Origin of the sequence: Inquilinus sp. NPDC058860, from assembly GCF_042743185.1 — a bacterium.
In the GTDB taxonomy this organism is placed as follows: Bacteria; Pseudomonadota; Alphaproteobacteria; order DSM-16000; family Inquilinaceae; genus Inquilinus.
The window spans coordinates 18791-36789 of sequence record NZ_JBHYMS010000071.1; the positions used below are offsets into that span (position 1 = coordinate 18791).

General features: G+C 70.4%; 15 protein-coding genes. 7 read left to right on the top strand and 8 right to left on the bottom strand.

Annotation, left to right across the window (positions count from 1 at the left end; all coding sequences use genetic code 11):
* Positions 1-105 precede the first annotated feature (105 nt).
* A complete protein-coding gene (locus ACFW16_RS31820) occupies positions 106-999 on the bottom strand; it encodes a phosphotransferase family protein (protein WP_380312922.1) in 894 nt (297 codons plus the stop codon).
* A 52-nt stretch (positions 1000-1051) separates the two neighbouring features.
* Between ACFW16_RS31820 and ACFW16_RS31825 the strand changes: the two genes are divergently transcribed.
* On the top strand, positions 1052-1804 hold the full coding sequence (locus ACFW16_RS31825; protein WP_380312923.1) for a metallophosphoesterase family protein: 753 nt from the start codon (positions 1052-1054) through the stop codon (positions 1802-1804).
* A gap of 7 nt (positions 1805-1811) precedes the next feature.
* Here ACFW16_RS31825 and ACFW16_RS31830 read toward each other — a convergent pair whose 3' ends face one another.
* Together ACFW16_RS31830 and ACFW16_RS31835 are read right to left on the bottom strand one after the other, a co-directional pair.
* Complete coding sequence (locus ACFW16_RS31830; protein ID WP_380312925.1) at positions 1812-2402, bottom strand: hypothetical protein; 591 nt, start codon at positions 2400-2402, stop codon at positions 1812-1814.
* Positions 2403-2568: 166 nt separating this feature from the next.
* The gene (locus tag ACFW16_RS31835) at positions 2569-3234 is read right to left on the bottom strand and encodes a hypothetical protein (protein ID WP_380312927.1); all 666 of its coding nucleotides are present in this window, start codon (positions 3232-3234) and stop codon (positions 2569-2571) included.
* Positions 3235-3363: 129 nt separating this feature from the next.
* Here ACFW16_RS31835 and ACFW16_RS31840 point away from each other — a divergent pair, with 129 nt between their 5' ends.
* The gene (locus ACFW16_RS31840) at positions 3364-4149 is read left to right on the top strand and encodes an SDR family NAD(P)-dependent oxidoreductase (protein WP_380312929.1); all 786 of its coding nucleotides are present in this window, start codon (positions 3364-3366) and stop codon (positions 4147-4149) included.
* Between the two features lie 79 nt (positions 4150-4228).
* On the opposite strand, the gene glgX is transcribed toward ACFW16_RS31840, so the two are convergent.
* The 5 genes from glgX to ACFW16_RS31865 form a co-directional block, all read right to left on the bottom strand.
* Positions 4229-6361, bottom strand: coding sequence for a glycogen debranching protein GlgX (gene glgX, locus ACFW16_RS31845; RefSeq protein ID WP_380312930.1), 2133 nt, complete (start codon positions 6359-6361; stop codon positions 4229-4231).
* Between the two features lie 309 nt (positions 6362-6670).
* On the bottom strand, positions 6671-7204 hold the full coding sequence (locus ACFW16_RS31850; RefSeq protein ID WP_380312932.1) for a hypothetical protein: 534 nt from the start codon (positions 7202-7204) through the stop codon (positions 6671-6673).
* A complete protein-coding gene (gene treY / locus ACFW16_RS31855; RefSeq protein ID WP_380312934.1) occupies positions 7194-9701 on the bottom strand; it encodes a malto-oligosyltrehalose synthase in 2508 nt (835 codons plus the stop codon). Before treY ends, ACFW16_RS31850 begins: the two co-directional genes overlap by 11 nt.
* Positions 9698-11545 (bottom strand): malto-oligosyltrehalose trehalohydrolase, encoded by a 1848-nt coding sequence (treZ, locus tag ACFW16_RS31860; protein WP_380312936.1) that lies wholly within the window; start codon positions 11543-11545, stop codon positions 9698-9700. The genes treY and treZ overlap by 4 nt, the downstream gene beginning before the upstream one ends.
* Before the next feature lie 33 nt (positions 11546-11578).
* Positions 11579-11776, bottom strand: coding sequence for a DUF2934 domain-containing protein (locus tag ACFW16_RS31865; protein WP_380312938.1), 198 nt, complete (start codon positions 11774-11776; stop codon positions 11579-11581).
* A gap of 497 nt (positions 11777-12273) precedes the next feature.
* Here ACFW16_RS31865 and ACFW16_RS31870 point away from each other — a divergent pair, with 497 nt between their 5' ends.
* The 5 genes from ACFW16_RS31870 to ACFW16_RS31890 form a co-directional block, all read left to right on the top strand.
* A complete protein-coding gene (locus ACFW16_RS31870; protein WP_380312940.1) occupies positions 12274-13341 on the top strand; it encodes a LacI family DNA-binding transcriptional regulator in 1068 nt (355 codons plus the stop codon).
* Position 13342: 1 nt separating this feature from the next.
* Positions 13343-14308: an ABC transporter permease gene (locus ACFW16_RS31875; protein ID WP_380312942.1), complete on the top strand. Its 966-nt coding sequence runs from the start codon at positions 13343-13345 to the stop codon at positions 14306-14308.
* The gene (locus ACFW16_RS31880; RefSeq protein WP_380312944.1) at positions 14308-15210 is read left to right on the top strand and encodes a carbohydrate ABC transporter permease; all 903 of its coding nucleotides are present in this window, start codon (positions 14308-14310) and stop codon (positions 15208-15210) included. Before ACFW16_RS31875 ends, ACFW16_RS31880 begins: the two co-directional genes overlap by 1 nt.
* A 44-nt stretch (positions 15211-15254) precedes the next feature.
* Entirely contained in the window at positions 15255-16700 is a 1446-nt protein-coding gene (locus tag ACFW16_RS31885; RefSeq protein WP_380312946.1) for an extracellular solute-binding protein, read from the top strand.
* On the top strand, positions 16687-17999 hold a 1313-nt coding region (locus ACFW16_RS31890), incomplete at its 3' end, for an ADP-ribosylglycohydrolase family protein (RefSeq protein WP_380312948.1). The genes ACFW16_RS31885 and ACFW16_RS31890, both read left to right, overlap by 14 nt.

Genomic DNA, 17999 nt, shown 5'->3' on the forward strand with positions numbered 1-17999 from the left:
CGGCAATCCAGAAGCTGTCGACATCCTCTGGATGCCCGGGTCAAGCCCGGGCATGACAATGGATTGGGGCAAATAGTCCTTCACCCGATCGCCCGCTGGACCGGGTCATCCGCCTACCGCCGCCAGCGCCCTATCGGTGAACGCCCGGTGCCGCTCCCGCAGGCGGTGCTCCTCCTCCGGCTCCAGGCCCCAGCCGGGCAGGCCGGCGATCGGGCGCAGCGCTGCCCACAGATCCCAGCGGGGCAGGGAGGCCGGATCGATCCCGGACAGGGCGAGGTAGTGGCGGGTGAGGGCGGCCATGGCGTCCTCATCATGGGCGATGAACAGCTCCAGCCGGGCGTTGGCCAGGTCGGCCAGCGGGTCGCCGGCGGCCGCGTCCTCCCAGTCGACCACCGCCTGCAGCCGGCCGCCGCGCCACAGCAGGTTGCCGGGCCAATAGTCGCCATGCAGCAGGACGGGCGGGTTGCGGCGGGGCGGGGGCCAAGCGGCCAAAGCGGCGCGCAGGCGGGATTCGGCCAGGGTCTCGTCCGGCTCGGGCCGATGCCGGGCGATCAGCGCTGCCGCCTGCTCCTCCTGCTGGGGCAGGAACGGCACGTCGGATGCCGGCACGCGGTGGATCGCGGCCAGCGCCTCGGCGATTTGGCGCATGTGGTCGTCGGGGTCGGCCGGCACGTCCGCCGGGTCGCCGTCGACGAAGCTCTGCAGCAGAAAGGGCGTCGGCAGGATGGTGCCGCTGGTGTCCAGGTGCAGCGGCCGGGGCGCGGGCACGCCGGCGGTTTGCAGTACCTGCAGCAGGCGAAACTCATGCGCCGCGATGTCCGGGTCGCGCGCCAGGTCGGCGGCGCCGTGGCGGCGCAGCACCAGGGTCTCGGCCCTGCCGTCCGGATGCGCGACCTGCAGGGCGGTCACCTCGGCCGAGACGCCGCCGGCCAGCGGCCGGGCGGCCAGCAGGCGGGCGCCGGGGCGAAAGCGCTGGATGATGCCGGAATACGCTGACATGGTCCCTGCCTGAGCCGATCGATCTGCGTCCCCCGAATCCCCAGGGTGAACCATGCCAGAACGGATCGCTGTCCTCGCCGATATTCACGGTGTCCTGCCCGCCCTCGAGGCGGTGCTGGCCGAGCCCGAGGTGGCGGCGGCCGACCGCATCGTCATCCTCGGTGACGCGGCGGCGGGGCCGCATCCCTGCGAGGTGCTCGACCTTCTGCTCGCCCTCGGCGATCGCGCCGCCTGGATCCGCGGCAATGCCGACCGCGAGCTGGTCGAATATCGGCGCGGCACGCCGGCGCCGGACCCCGGATCGATCGGGGCCTGGGCCGCCCGGCAGCTGGGCGACCGCCATCTCGACCGGCTGTCGCGGCTGCCGCTCTCGCTCTCCCTGCCGGTCGACGGCCTCGGCCATGTGCATTTCTGCCACGCCACGCCGCGCCGGGACGACGAGATGGTCCTGGTCGATTCCGGCTTCGCCCGCTGGGACGACGTCTTCGACGGCCTGGGCGCCGAGGTCGAGACGGTGGTGTGCGGCCACACCCATATGCCGTTTCTGCGCCTGGTGAACGGCCGGTTGGTGGTCAATCCCGGCAGCATCGGCATGCCGTATGGCCGGCCGGGGGCGCATTGGGCCCTGCTCGACCGCGGCGTGCATCTGCGGCGGACGGTGTTCGACCTCGACGCCGCCTGCGCCGCAACGGCTGCCCTGTCCGGCTATCCGGACGCCGCCGCCTGGGCCGATTGCTACATCCGGGCCAGGGTGGGCGACCGGGAGGCGACGGAGACCTTCCGGCCGCTGGCGGCCGCCCCGTAGCGGGGGCCTACCGACCCAGCGCGATGGCCGAGCCGGTGAAGGGCACCACCAGCGTGAAGCCCTGCGGCGTCGGCTGGACCGGCGTGCCGGCAGCGGTGCCGAACTGGGTGACGCCCCGGCCGAGATGCTCGGCGACGTCGTGGCGGCCGCCGGCGAAGTCGAAGGGCATGCTCTCCACCAGCCGGGCGGAGAACACGTTGGTGCCGACCAGCGGCGCCGCCGTCGCGTCGTCGGGAGCGGTGACCGTGGTGCCGACCACCAGGCTGGCGCGGCGGAAGGTGGCGATGCGCTCGCCTTGCGCGAAGGAGGCCGGGTCGTCGAAGGTCCCTTCCGGCCGGCGCTGCAGGTACAGCGAGAACTCCCCGACCGGATCGACCCCGAGTTGCAGTCCGCCGTTGTCGACGCCATGCGCCTGGAACGGCCGGGCGGCGAAGGTGAAATGGGCGGTCGTCTCGCCGCGTGGCCCCTCGAACAGCGGCACGTCGAGGAAGGGCAGGTGCAGGAAATAGCCGTAATCCGCCACCGGCCCGTCCGGCTCGGCCTGGTAGAAGCGCCCGGTGACGTACCAGGCGAGCTCGGCGGGGAGGAGGGCGGGCATGGGGTGGTCTTCCGGCTGGGCGGGCTTTGGAAGTTAGCATAGGCGATGCGGTCGGAGAGGAGGCTCGCCGATGCCGCTCCGGGGCTGTCGGGCAGGAGCAGTCACCGGCTGGCGATCCAGCGAAGCAACAGACAGTGGCACGGAGTATCCCGGCTCGGAACGGTTTCTACGATTGGGCCATCCCCCGCATCAATGTCAGCAGGGCATGTTCGAGGTCCTGCTCGAAGTCGTATCGCAGACCCTCCAAGCCGGGTAGCTCGATCACTTGCGCGGCAATCTCTGCCGGGTTGCTGAGCGGCCAAAGCCCAATGATGAGCGGCAGCGCATGCTTCACCACCTGTTCAAAGGCTCGCACCGGCATGTTGGGCACGCGGGCATGGAAGTCCTGCGCTGCCCGTTGCCGAACGGCCAGCAGGCTGCGTTTGAAATCGACCATGCGTTCGAGCGACACCTTGCGCTCGATGATGGACGGCAGGATGCTGGTCAGCCGGCAAAGCAACGGCCGAGCACAAATTGTCGAGGCGAAGACGCGGGCAATGTGTTCGACGCTCGATCCGGCTTTGCCGCCGCGCGCCAGCGCCGCGCTCAGCTCAGCATGCCACCCTGCATATTCTTCGACGAGCAGGTCCATCAGCACGGCCTCGCTGCTTTCGAAATACCGGTAGACGTTCGACTTCGTCATCTGCGCCTGGCGCGCAAGTTCGTTGATTCCCAGTTCGAGGACCGCTGGGCTCTGGCGCAGCATTTCTCGAGCGGTGGCCAGCAGGTGGCGGCGTCGCTCTTCCTTCTGCTCGGCGGAGCGAGCGCGAACGTATGAGATGGGCGAGTTCATACGGGATCACACTTCCCTTGATAAAAGACCGATGGTCTTCTATATTAAAGACCATCGGTCTCCAATCTTGCCTCAAAGCCAAGGACGCCGGCCACCTCCAGATTCACATAACTTCAACAGGCAAACATCATGGCTACCCACGGGGACGCTTGGGTCCTCATCACCGGGGCGTCCAGCGGTTTTGGCGAAGAATTCGCAAGGCAGTACGCGGCCAAGGGCCACCCGTTGATTCTGGTCGCACGCCGGCTCGATCGACTGCAGGCCTTGGCTGCGGCGCTGCACCAGGAGTATGGCGTCAAAGTCATCGTGGAGCAGGTCAATCTGTCGGACCTGGCCGCCGTCAACGGGTTACACGCAAACCTTCGCGAGCGCGGAATCGCAGTTGAGATCCTGATCAACAATGCAGGTCACGGCTTGCAAGGCCCCTTCCTCGACACACCGATGCAGAGCGCCTTGGACATATTGCAGTTGGACATCGCGAGCCTGACGGTCATGACGCGGCTCTTCGGTGAGGACATGCGCGAGCGGGGGCGCGGAAAGATACTGCTCGTCGCCAGTCTGCTGGCTTACTTTGGCGTGGAGAACATGGCCGTCTATGGCGCAGCCAAGGCCTATGTGCTGCGCCTTGGCGATGCGTTGCACCGTGAGTTCAAGCGCGATGGTGTGACTGTTACCTCGCTGTGCCCCGGCATCTCTGACACCGGATTTGCGCAGGCCGCGAAGCAGAAGATCACGTTGGGGCTCAAGCTGCTGATGATGAAGCCGGCACCGGTGGTGTGGGCGGGGATTCATGCGCTGGACACTGGCCGCATCAGCGTCGTTCCAGGCTTCAACAACAAGGCCGCCGTGGCGATGGTGTGGGCCACGCCGCGATGGCTGCACCAAGCAATTTTTGCGCGCATCATGAACCGTTGAGCGCCTTGCGCGCGGCGGGACATGGTGCGTTGCGCAGACATGGGATGAGGACGGTAACGAGTCAGATGGTGGTCTTCCCTCACACCCCCGTCTGCGCCGACAGCAGCACCACCGCCCGGCCCTGCAGCGCAAACGTCTCCCCCGCCGGCAGGTGCCCCTTCGGCGCCGCCTCCGGCTCGGCCGTGTCGACCAGGGCGGTCCAGAAGGCGCCGTCGGGGACCTCCGGCAGCAGGAAGGGCACCGGCTCGTGGTGGGCGTTCAGGAGGAGCATGAGCGTCGCCTCGGAGCCGCGGCGGCGGATGCCGGTCGGCTGGGCGCGGCCGTCGATCAGCATGCCCAGGCAGCGGGTCTGCGGGTTGGACCAGTCGCCGTTCTCCATCTCGCGCCCGTCCGGGCGCAGCCAGGCTACGTCCTTGACGTCCAGCTCCTCGTTGTAGAGGCCGGTCAGGAAGCGGCTGCGGCGCAGCACCGGGAAGCGCTGGCGCAGCGCGGTCAGCCGGCGGGTGAAATGGACCAGCCGGAGGCCGTCCTCGCCGATCGCCTCCCAATCCACCCAGCCGATCTCGTTGTCCTGGCAATAGGCGTTGTTGTTGCCCTGCTGGGTGCGGCCGAACTCGTCGCCGCCCAGCAGCATCGGCGTGCCCTGGGCCAGGAGAAGGGTGGCCAGCAGGTTGCGCTTCTGGCGCTCGCGCAGGGTCCGGATCGCGGGGTCCTGGGTCGGGCCCTCGGCGCCGTGGTTCCAGGACAGGTTGTCGGCATGGCCGTCGCGGTTGCCCTCGCCATTCGCCTCGTTGTGCCGGTCGTTGTAGGAGACGAGGTCGTTCAGGGTGAAGCCGTCATGGGCGGTGACGAAGTTGACGCTGGCCCAGGGCCGGCGGCCGCGCCGGTTGAACAGGTCGCCCGAGGCGGCGAGGCGGGAGGCGAGGTCGGCCACCTGGCCCTCGTCGCCCTTCCAGAAGCCGCGCACGGTGTTGCGGAAGCGGTCGTTCCACTCCGCCCATCCCGGCGGGAAGCCGCCGACCTGGTAGCCGCCGGGGCCGAGGTCCCAGGGCTCGGCGATCAGCTTCACCCCGGCCAGCACCGGGTCCTGGCGGCAGGTGTCGAGGAAGCCGCCATTCTCGTCGAAGCCGTGCGTCTCGCGGCCGAGGATGGTGGCGAGGTCGAAGCGGAAGCCGTCCACCCCCATCTCGGTCACCCAGTACCGCAGGCTGTCGGTCACCATCTGCAGCACCCGCTGGTGGCTGAGGTTCAGCGTGTTCCCGGTGCCGGTGTCGTTGATGTACCAGCGCCTGTCCTCCGCCAGCCGGTAGTAGGAGGCGTTGTCGATGCCCTTGAGCGAGAGGGTGGGCCCGCGCTCGTTGCCCTCGGCGGTGTGGTTGTAGACGACGTCGAGGATGACCTCGAGCCCGGCATCGTGCAGCCGGGCCACCATCTCCTTGAACTCCGCGGTCTCACCGGTGGCGGAGTAGAGCGGGTGCGGGGCGAAGAAGCCGATGGTGTTGTAGCCCCAGAAATTGCTCAAGGACCGCTCCAGCAGATGGCGGTCCTGGATGAAGGCGTGCACCGGCATGAGCTCGACCGCGGTGACGCCGAGAGCGCGCAGGTGGCCGACCACCTCGGGGTGGCCGAGCCCGGCGAAGGTGCCGCGCTGGCGCCGCGGCACGGCCGGGTGGCGCATGGTGTAGCCGCGGACATGCAGCTCGTAGACCACGCTGCGGTCCCAGCCGATCGCGGGCGGGCGCGACCGGCCCCAGGTGAAGGCGGGGTCGACCACCCGGCATTTCGGCATGAAGGGGGCGCTGTCGCGGTCGTCGAAGGACAGGTCCTCCTCCGGCGCGCCGATGGTGTAGCCGAACAGCGCGTCGTCCCAGGCCAGTTGGCCGACCAGCCGCTTGGCATAGGGGTCGAGCAGCAGCTTGTTCGGGTTGAAGCGGTGGCCGGCCGCCGGCTCCCAGGGGCCGTGCACGCGGTAGCCGTAGATGGTGCCGGGGCGGGCGTCGGGCAGGTAGCCGTGCCAGACCTCGTCGGTGTATTCCGGCAGCTCGACCCGGGCGAGCTCGCGCTTGCCCTCGTCGTCGAACAGGCACAGCTCGACCCTGGTGGCGTTGGCCGAGAACAGGGCGAAGTTCACGCCCAGCCCGTCCCAGGTGGCGCCGAGCGGGAAGGGCTGCCCCTCCAGCACCCGCACGGCCGCCGGTCGTACCTTCTTCATCCGCTTGTTCCCCTCCGGCCGGCTCTATCGCGGTCCCATGTCCTCTCGGGCACAAACCAATTGCCTCTCCCGCTTGCGGGAGAGGTCGGAGCCGCGTCAGCGGCTCCGGGTGAGGGCTTGCAGCCGCGATCACGGGCACCACTGCTGCGGAAGACTGCGCGGATCGTCCGCTCGCCCGCCGCAAGGCCACCGCTCTCGGGAAGACCGAGAGGCCCTCACCCGGAAATCCTGCGGATTTCCGACCTCTCCCGCAAGCGGGAGAGGCAATAGGCTCCCTCTGATCCAGAGATGCTTCGCCTCCGTCGCCTGTCACAGCGCCTCGCGCCAGCGGGACCGCCACAGCCGGTAATCCGCCCCGTATTCGCAGGCCGGGCTGGTCTCGTTGCCGAAGCGGTCGCGGAACGGGTTGAGCACCCGGTGGCCGCGCCAGTCGAACACGTCGGTCGCCGCCGTCGGTCCCAGCGCCTCGGCCAGCGCATCGTTCCTGAGGCCGCGCAGCAGGGCGAAGGCGTCGATCGGGCGCAGGCCGAGCCATTCGTCCAGATCGGTGGGGTGCAGGCACAGGCGGCGCCGCTTGCGCCAATGGCCGAGCACGTCCCAGACCACCGGCGCCGGCTCCTCCTCGTCCCCCGGCGGGCGGGCGACGGCGCGGATGTCGACCCGCTCGGCGAAGCAGCCGGTCAGCTCCACCCGCTCCGGCCCGGTGGCCGCGACCGTCAGGCCCAGCCGCTCGAAATGCTCGCGCTGCGGCTCGTCGGGGCCGGCGGGGGTGCGGGGCAGCGGCAGGCCGAGCCCGCCCTGCGCGGCGGGGTTCGAGATCAGGCGAAGCATCCTATTGACCATCGCGACCTCCTATCTGATGCAGGAACACCGGCAGCCGGCCGAAGACGGGGCCGAGATCGGCCCGGCTGCCCCCATCCCCCCGCACGTCACCCCCACCATCCGCCACATCCGGCAGCGACAGCGCCGTGCCGTCGAAGCCGGTCAGGCCCAAAGCCCCGTTCAGCTTGCCGGCGACCAGGCGCGGCACGGCGACCACCAGGTGCCGGCCGTCCAGCGACCGGCGCCAGGCCACGACATGGGCCGCCGCCGGGCCTTGCGCCGGCACCGGCGCATAGCCGCCGCGGGCGAACAGGGCCGGGTCGTCGCGGCGCAGGCGCAGCAGCCGCGCCGCCAGCCAATGCTTGATCCGCCCGTCCGGCCAGGCGGCGGCGAGCTCCGCCGGATCGGCCTCGGCCACCGCATCGAGCTGCCGGTCCAGCCGGGCCCAGTCGACCGGGCGGCGGTTGTCGGGGTCGACCAGCGACAGGTCCCATTCCTCGGTGCCCTGGTACAGGTCGGGCACGCCGGGCAGGGTCATCTGCATCGCCAGCTGGGCCAGGCCGTCGATGGCGCCGATGCGGGCCACCCGTTCGGCGAAGGGCGCGATCGCGGCCGGGAACGGGCCGGCCGGATCGAGCGCGGCGCGGACGAAGCGGTCCAGCCCGGCTTCGTAGGCCTGGTCCGGGTCGGTCCAGCTGGTCTCGTCCTTGCCCTCGCGCGCCGCCTTCAGCAGATAGGCCGCGATCCGGTCGGCATGGGCCGCGTCCGGGCCGCCGGCGGGCCAGGTGCCGATCACGGTCTGATAGAACAGGTGCTCGTGCCGGCGGCTCGGCACCGGGCGGTCGTCGCTGCCGCCGCGATGGGGCGCCAGCAGGGCGGACCAGGCGGCGAGGCCGGACTGCCAGTCCGGCGCCAGCTCGGTGAGCGCCGCGAGGCGGGCGCGGACATCGGCGCCGCGCTTGTGGTCGTGGGTCGACAGCGCCGACAGGGCGTCCGGCCAGTCGCGCCGGCGGCGGGCGAAGACCGCGTGGAAGTCGTCGGGCGCGAGGCCGAACCGCTCCGGCCAGCCGCCGACCTCGTTCAGCGAGGCGAGGGGGAGGTGGCGGTAGAAGGCCGTGTCCTCCACCGCCTTGGCCGCGACCGCGCCGGTCAGCTGCTGGAAGCGCCGCAGGACCAGGGCGGCCTCGCCGCCCGGGATCCGGCCGGAGACGAGCTTCGCCACCAGGTCGAGCGCCGGCCCGGGCACGGCGTCGCGCGCCCGGGCGATGGCGGCGTCGAGGCCGAAGGTCCCGCCGGGATAGCCGCGATAGGCCTGCAGCTGCTCGATCACCGCGGCCAGGGCGTCGCGCAGGGCGGCGCGGGTCAGGTCGCGGCTCTCCCAGCCGGCATAGGCCAGGCGGTCGACGGCGTCGACCAGCGCCTCGAAAGGCGCGGCCAGGCTGCCTTCGATCACCGCGCGGCGGCAGCGGCGGATGGTGCCGGCCATGCTGCCCTGGTCGCCGGTGAAGCGGGCATGGGCGGCGCGGACCGGGCCGGCGGCGGCCGGGTCGAGCTGCAGCGCATGGATCGCGTTGGCGACCTCGTAGCCGGTGGTGCCCTCGACCGGCCAGTCGGCGGGCAGGTCCTCGCGCTCGGCCAGGATCTTCTCGACCCAGATGGCGAAGGGCGCGCCGGCGGGGCGGACGGCGTCGACCGCCTGGCGCAGCCGGGCCAGGTAGGCGCCCGGATCGGCCAGCCCGTCGACATGGTCGATGCGCAGCCCCTGGACATGCCCGGCGGCGACGGCGCCCAGGATGCGGCCGTGCACGGCGTCGAACACCGCCGGGTCCTCGACCCGCACCGCCACCAGGCCGTCGATGTCGAAGAAGCGGCGGTAGTTGATCTCGGCCGCCGCCACCCGCCAATGGGCCAGGCGGTAGTGCTGCCGTTCCAGGATCGCGTGCAGCGCGTCGGGGCCCGGGCTCTCGTCGATCGTCTCCACCGTGCCGGGGGCGAGGGGCAGGGTGTGGCCGGGAACCGAGACGACGGGGCGGCCGGTGGCGGGGTCGCGATGCAGCCGGACGTCGCCGGCGCGCAGCGCCTCGCCGTAGCGCCGGCCGAGGACCGGCAGCAGCACCCGGCCGGGATGGGCCGGCGCGTCCCAGTCGATGTCGAACACCGCGGCGTGCGGGCTGGCCCGGCCGTGCTCCAGCACGTCGCGCCACCACGGATTGTCCGGGCAGGCGGCCATGTGGTTCGGCACGATGTCGAGGATCAGGCTCAAGTCCTGCGACCGCAGCGCCTCGGCGAAGCGCTCGAAGCCGGCCTCGCCGCCGCGCTCCCGGTCGATCCGGGTCGGGTCGATCACGTCGTAGCCGTGGACCGAGCCGGGCCGGGCGGCCAGCAGCGGCGAGGCGTAGACATGGCTGATGCCGAGCCGGGCGAGATAGGGCAGGGCGGCGCGGGCGTCGTCCAGCGTGAAGCCGGCATGGAGCTGCAGCCGGGCGGTGGCGCGCGGCGGGTGGGTCATCGCGGTCATGCCGCGGGCTCCAGCGCCACGACCGTGCCCCAGCCCGTGACGCCGTCGGGCAGGGCGGCGGCGAGGCTGGTGGCGCTCTCGAACAGGATCTCGCCGGACGGCATGTCCCAGGCGGGGCCCCGGTCCGGCGCCAGATGGGCGACGATGCGCAGCCAGCCGCCGCCCCGCAGCATCCAGGCGACGTCCAGCATCCGGCCGCGGCTGCGGTCGATGCCCGGGCCGATCCGGTGCGGCGCCAGCAGCGGCACCACCCGCCGCCGCCGGATGTCGAGCAGCCGGCGCACCAGGTCGAGCCGGCGGGCGGCCTGGGGATCGCCGTCGTCGGGCTGCAGCACGGCGGACTCGAAGGTGGCGGGGTCGAGCGCGTCGGGCAGGGTCTCGGCCGCGTCGGCGAAGCCGGCGAATTGCGCGAACTCCTCGCGCCGGCCGCGGCGCACCGCGTCGGCCAGCTCGCCCTCGAAGTCGCAGAAGAAGGGGAAAGGCTGGCGGCTGCCCCATTCCTCGCCCATGAACAGCAGCGGGATCTGCGGCGCCAGCAGCAGCACCGCCGTCATCGCCTCCACCGCCGCCGGCTCGGCCAGGGCGGCCAGCCGGTCGCCGAGGGCGCGGTTGCCGATCTGGTCGTGGTTCTGCAGGAAATTGACGAAGGCGGTCGGCGGCAGATGGGCGCTGGGCTCGCCGCGCGGGGCCCGCCGCCGCTCCGACCAGTCGCCCTGGTAGACGAAGCCTTCGGCCAGCGCCCGCCCCAGGCGGGCCACCGGCGCGTCGGCATAGTCGGCGTAGTAGCCGTCGGCCTCGCCGGTCAGCGCGGCATGGGCGGCGTGGTGGACATCGTCGTTCCACTGCGCGTCGTAGCACGCGGAGACGCAAGGCGAGCCGGCCAGGCGGCGAGCCTCGTTGCGGTCGTTCTCCAGCACCAGATGGATGTGTCGGTCGGGGAAGGCGGCGCGGACGGCGTCGGCGATCTCGGTCAGGATGTCCGGCCGGCTGTCGTCCCGGATCGCGTGCACGGCGTCGAAGCGCAGCCCGTCGAGGCGGAACTCCTCCAGCCAGTACAGCGCGTTGTGGCGGAAGAAGGCGCGCACCTGGGGCCGGCGGAAGTCGATCGCCGGGCCCCAGGGCGTGGGCCGGTCCGCATCGAAGAAGGATTTGGCGTAGAGCGGCAGGAAGTTCCCGGCTGGGCCGAAATGGTTGTAGACGACGTCCAGCAGCACCATCAGCCCGCGCATATGCGCCGCGTCGACCAGGCGCTTCAGGTCGTCCGGCGTGCCGTAGATCGAGGCGGGAGCGAAGGGCAGCACCCCGTCATAGCCCCAGCCGCGCGCCCCGGGGAAATCGGCGACCGGCATCAGCTCGATCGCGGTGACGCCGAGTTCGGCGAGGTGGTCCAGCCGCCGCTCCACCGCCGCGAAGCCGCCGGGCCGGCCGATGGCTCCGCAATGCAGCTCGTAGATCACCGCCTCGTGCCAGGGCCGGCCGTGCCAGCCCTCGGCCTGCCACTCGAAGGCGTCCGGGTCGCAGACCAGGGACGGGCCGAAGGGGCCGCCCGCCTGGGCGCGCGAGGCCGGGTCGGGCACCTCGGTGCCGTCGGCCAAGCGGTAGCGGTAGGGCGAGCCCGCCGGCGCGCCCGTCACGGTGCGGCCGAACCAGCCGTCGTCCAGCCGCTCCAGCGGCAGGGGGACGCCGTCCTGGCCGAGCAGCAGGGTCACGGCTTCGGCATCGGGCGCCCACAGGCGGAAGCGGGTGCCGCCGTCCAGGCGCAGCTCGGCGCCGAAGGGCATGGCATGGGCGGTGCGCTCGGGCTGCGACGCCGGAGCGGCACGGGCGGCGGCCGGCGGGGTCATCGCCCGCCCTCCGGCCGCAGGACCCGCGTCCGGTCAGCCCCGCTTCGGCGCGCCATCGGGGTCCAGCTCCTCCGCCCCTTCGGGCACGCTGCCGGTGCCCTGGCTCTCCTCGCCCAGGATCTCCGCCTCGGCCTCGGCCCAGTGCTGCTGCTGTCCGCCCTCGGGCCGGCCCAGCGCCTCCCAGATCTCATAGGCGCGGCGCCGGATCCGCTCGTCGCGATCGTCGCTCATCCACCACTCCATCTTTAGTATTAGAGTCATTATGGTTCATTCGTCCGTCCGTGCACTCCGATTCGCACCAGCAAATGTGAATGTTTTGTAAATTGAAACGATCTTTCTTCCCTGTCCGTCCCGATATTCACGTGGCCTTCGCGCAGAAATTATTGTCGGGCAAAAGAAATCGCTTCGCTTCCGTCCGAAGTATTTCTTCCTGTCTGCGGCGGGACGCACCGAGGCGGCTGCACCCGCTGGCATCGGGATCTCGGCGAGGCCGCCCGCGACGGAAACGCGCCGCAACGCGGCCTCATCAGCGTCAATAGCGGCCGCGCGGTTCGGTTCCGGGCCGCTCGCAGATTCTTTCCGTGCTGGGAAAAGAGTCTTTCCAGTTCCGGAACGAGTGCGGCATGATCGCCGTCGCGATGCCCGCTTGACGGGTGGAGACGGGAATTGGTAACGTTCCCACAACCCGCCCGAGAGGCGGGGAAACGGCTTCACCGGGGGAGACACCTTTGAACGGCAAGCGCCAGCCAACGATCATCGATGTCGCCCGCCTGTCCGGCGTGTCGAAGACGACGGTGGCGCGGGTGCTGTCCGGCGTCGGCGCGGTCCATGCCGAGACCCGCCGGCGGGTGGAGGAGGCGGTCCGCCAGTCCGGCTACGAGCGCAACCACCTGGCCTTCGGGCTGCGCACCGGCCGCAGCCGCATGATGGGCCTGGTGATCCCCGACATCTCGAACCCGTTCTGGGCCGACCTCGCCCGCGGCGCCCAGGACCGGGCGGAGGCTTCGAGGCGGTCGCTGCTGATCTTCAGCTCCGACTGGGATGCGGAGCGCGAGCGCCGCCACCTGCAGGCGCTGCGCCAGGCCCGGGTCGACGGCATCATCCTCAATCCGGCGACCGACGATCGCGGCCTCCTGCGCCAGACCGAGGCGCCGGTGGTGGTGATCGGCTCCTCCGGCGAGCGCTTCCCCGAATTCTCCAGCGTGCGCAGCGACGTCGCCCAGGGCGTGCGCCTCGCCCTCGACTACCTGATCGCCGCCGGGCACCGCCATATCGGCCTGATCAACGGCCGCGACCGGCGCGTCGCCCGCACCCGCTTCGTCACCGAGGCGCAGGCGCATTGGCAGCGCCACGGCTTCGATCCTGCCTCCCTGCCGATGGACGAGGGCGACTACACCACGGAATCCGGCCAGGCGGCGACGCGCCGGCTGATCGAACGGGAGGGCCGGCGGATGACCGCGGTCTTCGCCGCCAACGACCTGATGGCGGTGGGCGCCATCCTGGCCGCCCGCGCTGCCGGCCTAGCCTGCCCGCGCGACATCTCGATCATGGGCATGGACGGGGTCGAGGCCGGCAGCTTCACCGATCCCGGCCTGACCACGGTCGACAAGCCGCGCTACGACATGGGCGTCCACGCGATGCGCCAGCTGCAGGCCGAGATCGACGGCGAGGCCGAGATTGTCCACACCGTGCTGCCCTGCCGGGTGGTCGAGCGCGCCTCGGTCGCCGCCCCGCCGCCGGTTTTGCGCAGCGTCCGGCCTCCGGCCGCGCGCACGGTCCGGAAGAAGAGCGCCTGACATGACCGGCCTCGATCACAGCTCCCCGGCTTCGATTCCGGCCCTCGGTGGGAACGTTCCCAGGATCGCCCGCGAATCCGCCCTGCGGCGGGTCTGGCGCTGGCGCGGCTACTACCTGATGCTGCTGCCGGGCCTGCTGTATTTCGTGGTCTTCCACTACCTGCCGATCTGGCAGGCCAAGCTGGCGTTCCAGGACTACCGCATCATCGGCCCCAGCGTCTGGGTCGGGCTGAAGCATTTCCGGGCGCTGTTCGACAGCCCCGTCTTCTACCAGGTGCTGTGGAACACGGTGCTGATCAGCGCCATGAAGCTGGTCATCCTGTTCCCGGTGCCGGTGATCGTGGCGATGCTGGTCAACGAGGTGCAGGGCCGGCGCTACCGCCGCTTCGTGCAGTCGGCGATCTACCTGCCGCATTTCCTGTCCTGGATCGTCATCGCCGGCGTGTTCATCGCCGTGCTGTCGCCGACCGACGGCACGGTCAACGCCATCCTCGGCCTGTTCGGCTTCGCGCCGGTGCCGTTCATGACCTCGGAGGGCTCGATCCTCTGGGTCCTGGTCTTCTCCGAGATGTGGCGCAGCGCCGGCTGGGATTCCCTTCTGTTCCTCGCCGCGGCGATGGCGATCGACCCGCAGCTCTACGACGCCGCGACGATCGACGGGGCAGGCCGCTGGCGCAAGATCTGGCACGTCACCCTGCCGGCCCTGGTTCCGACCATGGCGACGGTCTTCATCCTCAATCTCGGCGCCTTCATGAGCGCCGGCTTCGACCAGGTGTTCAACTTCTCCAACGATGCGATCCGCGACCGGATCGACATCCTCGACACCTATGTCTACCGCATGGGCCTGGTCGGCGGCGAATACGCCTATGCCACCGCCGCCGGCGTGTTCAAGGCGGTGATCGGCATGGCCATGATCCTGGCCGCCCATTTCGTCTCCAAGCGCATCACCGGCAAGGGGGTGTGGTGATGGCCGCCACTCGCATCCGCCGGACCCCGCTCGAGCGCATCGAATACGCCATCATCTGCTCGACCCTGCTGCTGATGGTGGTGGTGACGGTCCAGCCGATCCTGAACCTGCTGGCGGTGTCGCTGTCCGACAGCGCCGAGGTGCCGGGGATGAGCGGCCTGGCCGTGCTGCCGCACGGCTTCTCGCTCGACGTCTGGCAGGTGCTGCTGACCCATCCGCAGGTGCTGAAGGGTCTGGCCAACAGCCTGCTGATCACCATCGCCGGCACGGTGATCAACGTCGTCGCCACCACGCTGATGGCCTGGGCCCTGTCGCGCGAGGGGCTGCCGGGGCGGCGGGCAATCCTGGTCTTCATCCTGGTGACCGTGGTGTTCGAGCCCGGGGTGGTGCCGGACTACCTGGTGATGAAGCAGCTCGGCCTGCTCAACTCCTACTGGTCGGTGATCCTCTACCGCGGCGTCTTCGCCTGGTACCTGATCGTGCTGATCCGCTTCTTCGAGGAGATCCCGAAGGAGCTCTTGGAGGCGGCCGAGATGGAGGGCGCCTCGCCGCTGCAGACCCTCTGGTACGTGGTGGCGCCCTTGGCGCTGCCGGCGATCGCCACCATCACCCTGTTCTACACGGTGCTGCACTGGAACGAGTATTTCCGGGCGATGATCTACCTGAACGACCCCGGAATGTGGCCGCTGCAGGTGGTGCTGCGCCAGTTCGTGGTCGAGGGCGACAAGTCGCTGATGGTCGGGCTGGACGCCATGAACAAATACACCGGCGGCAGCCAGATCGACCTCAGGGCACTGAAGGCCGGGATGATCATCCTGACCCTGATCCCGGTGCTGGCGATCTACCCGCTGATCCTGAAGTTCTTCACCAAGGGCACGATGAGCGGGGCCGTGAAGGGATGACCCGCCGCCATGACCCTCAATCAAAAAACCGAGGAGGAGACGCAATGAACAAGATGCTTCTGGGGCCCGCGCTGGCCCTGGTGTTCGCGGCGGCGCTGGGCGCGTCGGCGCAGGCCGCCGACCCGGTGACGATCCGCGTCGTCAGCAAGGACTTCACCAAGTCGAACCCGGACGACGTCAAGCTGGTGGCGGCGATCGAGGCGGGGATGGCCGCCAAGGGCCATCCGATCAAGATCGACCTGGTCGACGTGCCGCCCGGCGGCTATGCCGACAAGCTGTCGCTGATGCTGCTGTCGGGCGACATCCCCGACCTGATCTATTTCCAGGGCGGCGACCAGAAGATCGTCGAGCAGGGCCTCCTGGAGGACTGGCGGCCCTGGCTGGACAAGGCGCCGAACCTGAAGCAGGCGCTGTGGGCGCACAACAAGCCGCGGCTCGAGAACTACCCCTATCTGATCTACCCGTTCCCGGTGCGGGCCAAGGTCGGGGTGATGCGCCAGGACTGGCTGGAGAAGACCGGCCTGCCGGCGCCGCAGACCCTCGACGACTGGGAAGCCCTGTTCCGCAAGATCGTGGACGGCGATCTCGACGGCAACGGCAAGAAGGACAGCTACGGCATCACGGTCGCGACCATCCCACCGGCCGGCGCCACGGACGAGCTGGACGAGATCTTCAACCAGGCCTTCGGCGTCAGCGGCACCTGGCTGAAGGATGCCTCCGGCCAGTGGATCCACGCCCGCGTCTCGACGCAGGAGCGCGACAAGATCGCCTATTACCGCAAGCTGTTCGCGGAAGGGCTGCTGGATCCCGACTTCATCACCACCAAGTGGGACACGCGCGAGGACAAGTTCTACTCCGGCCGGGTCGGCGTGATCCTCGGCGTGGTCGGCGTCAACATGGACATCTACCAGGGCAAGATGCGCCAGGTGCATCCGGGCACGGCCCTGGTGCCGCTGGACCCGCCGAAGGGCCCGGGCGGGCAGGGGCTGCGCGCCGTCGACGTCAGCCGCGAGAGCCGCGGCTTCGCCATGTCCGCCATCTCCGAGCACAAGGAGGACGTGGTCGCGCTGATGGACTTCATGGCCAGCCCCGAGGGCCAGGCGATCGACCGCATGGGCTTCGAGGGCGAGGAGTGGGTCAAGGACGGCGGTGCGATCAAGACCACCGACAAGATGGCGACCTGGTATCCGCGCTTCATCATCGACCAGCCGGACGCCTGGACGCCGCCGGCGCCGCTGATGTCGGAGCAGGCCGAGAAGTCGGTCGCGCTGGCCCAGAAATACTACGCGCCGGACGACGCCTTCGTCTTTCCCAGCGAATACACGGCCCGGCTGGACGCGGCGGAGAACGTCTACCGCAGCTATGCCTGGAAGTTCATTTCCGGCGAGCTGCCGATCGACAAGTGGGACGAGTACGTCGCCGAGTGGAACGCCAAGGGCGGCGCCGAGATCACCGAATATGCGAGGACCAAGCTGAATGGAACGAACTGAGGCGGGGCCGTCGCTGAAAGGCCGGATCCGGGGCATGCTGCATGGCGTCGCGTTCGGCGACGCCCTGGGCGCCACGATCGAGAAGCTGTCCGCGGCCGAGATCCGGCAGCGCTACGGCCGGGTCACCTCGCTCGATGTCGACTGGCACCGCATGGCGCTGTCGGAGGCGGAGCGCGGCGGCCGGATCCGCGGCCACGGCATCGTCACCGACGACACGCTGATGACGCTGTGCCTGATGGCGGTCTACGAGGAGGCGGGCCGCCATCTCGACGCCTGGGACATGGCCGGCGGCATGGTCCGCCAGATCGCCTGGACGCCGCGCTGGATCCCCGAGATGCAGCGCGAGACCATGCTGATCGAGCGGCTGTTCTACCCGGAGAAGTGGATCTTCCAGCGCCACCAGCTGACCAGCTGCGATCCGCGCGAGGGCGGCATCGGCAACATGGTCAATTGCGGTGCCGCCATGTACATCGCCCCGGTCGGAGCGGTGAATGCCTGCGACCCGAAGGCGGCCTATGACGAGGCGGTCGACCTCGCCGCCGGGCACCAGCACAGCTACGGGCTGGAGGCGGCGGGGGTGATGGCCGCCTGCGTCGCCGCCGCCATGGTGCCCGGCACCACCGTTGAAACGGTGGTTGAGACCGCGATCGAGCTGGCCAAGGACGGCACCCGCGCCGCCATCGCCGACATCGCCGAGGCGGCACGGCGGCTGAAGCCCCACCGCGCCGACCACGCCCGGGTGACGGCGGAGTTCCAGTCGGTCATCGGCCGCTACTCCAGCATGGGCGACAATGTCCACCGCCGGGTGGAAACGGCGGGGGTGCCGACGAACGACTACACCCCGTCGCGCCTGCGGGCGATCGAGGAGCTGCCGCTGGCGCTCGGCTTCTGCCTGATCCATGACGGCGACTTCCGGGCGGCGATCGTGGATGGCGTGAATTCCGGCCGCGACACCGATTCCATCGGCTGCATGGCCGGGGCCATCCTCGGCGCGATGCAGGGCGAGGCGGTGATCGACCCGGCCGACCGCAACCTGCTGGACCGCGCCAACCGCTTCGACCTGGCGGCCGAGGCCGACCGCTTCCACCAGGTCTCCGCCGCCATCCTGGCCGCCGATCTCGACCGCGCCCGCCGGCGCGACGCCCAGCGCCTGGCGCTGACCGCCGGCGGACCCTTCGCCCGCACTTCCTCTCAAGTCCCCCCTCCCCTTGCGGGAGGGGGGCAGGGGGAGGGGTCTGCGCGCGTCCGCGCGCGAATGGGAAAAGGATCGCGGGGCAGATCCGCCAGCGTGTTGAGCGA

Coding starts and splice junctions, on each gene's coding strand:
- ACFW16_RS31820 (WP_380312922.1), bottom strand. CDS start 999: ATGTCAGCGTATTCCGGCATCATCCAGCGCTTTCGCCCCGGCGCCCGC.
- ACFW16_RS31825 (WP_380312923.1), top strand. CDS start 1,052: ATGCCAGAACGGATCGCTGTCCTCGCCGATATTCACGGTGTCCTGCCC.
- ACFW16_RS31830 (WP_380312925.1), bottom strand. CDS start 2,402: ATGCCCGCCCTCCTCCCCGCCGAGCTCGCCTGGTACGTCACCGGGCGC.
- ACFW16_RS31835 (WP_380312927.1), bottom strand. CDS start 3,234: ATGAACTCGCCCATCTCATACGTTCGCGCTCGCTCCGCCGAGCAGAAG.
- ACFW16_RS31840 (WP_380312929.1), top strand. CDS start 3,364: ATGGCTACCCACGGGGACGCTTGGGTCCTCATCACCGGGGCGTCCAGC.
- glgX (WP_380312930.1), bottom strand. CDS start 6,361: ATGAAGAAGGTACGACCGGCGGCCGTGCGGGTGCTGGAGGGGCAGCCC.
- ACFW16_RS31850 (WP_380312932.1), bottom strand. CDS start 7,204: ATGGTCAATAGGATGCTTCGCCTGATCTCGAACCCCGCCGCGCAGGGC.
- treY (WP_380312934.1), bottom strand. CDS start 9,701: ATGACCGCGATGACCCACCCGCCGCGCGCCACCGCCCGGCTGCAGCTC.
- treZ (WP_380312936.1), bottom strand. CDS start 11,545: ATGACCCCGCCGGCCGCCGCCCGTGCCGCTCCGGCGTCGCAGCCCGAG.
- ACFW16_RS31865 (WP_380312938.1), bottom strand. CDS start 11,776: ATGAGCGACGATCGCGACGAGCGGATCCGGCGCCGCGCCTATGAGATC.
- ACFW16_RS31875 (WP_380312942.1), top strand. CDS start 13,343: ATGACCGGCCTCGATCACAGCTCCCCGGCTTCGATTCCGGCCCTCGGT.
- ACFW16_RS31880 (WP_380312944.1), top strand. CDS start 14,308: ATGGCCGCCACTCGCATCCGCCGGACCCCGCTCGAGCGCATCGAATAC.
- ACFW16_RS31885 (WP_380312946.1), top strand. CDS start 15,255: ATGAACAAGATGCTTCTGGGGCCCGCGCTGGCCCTGGTGTTCGCGGCG.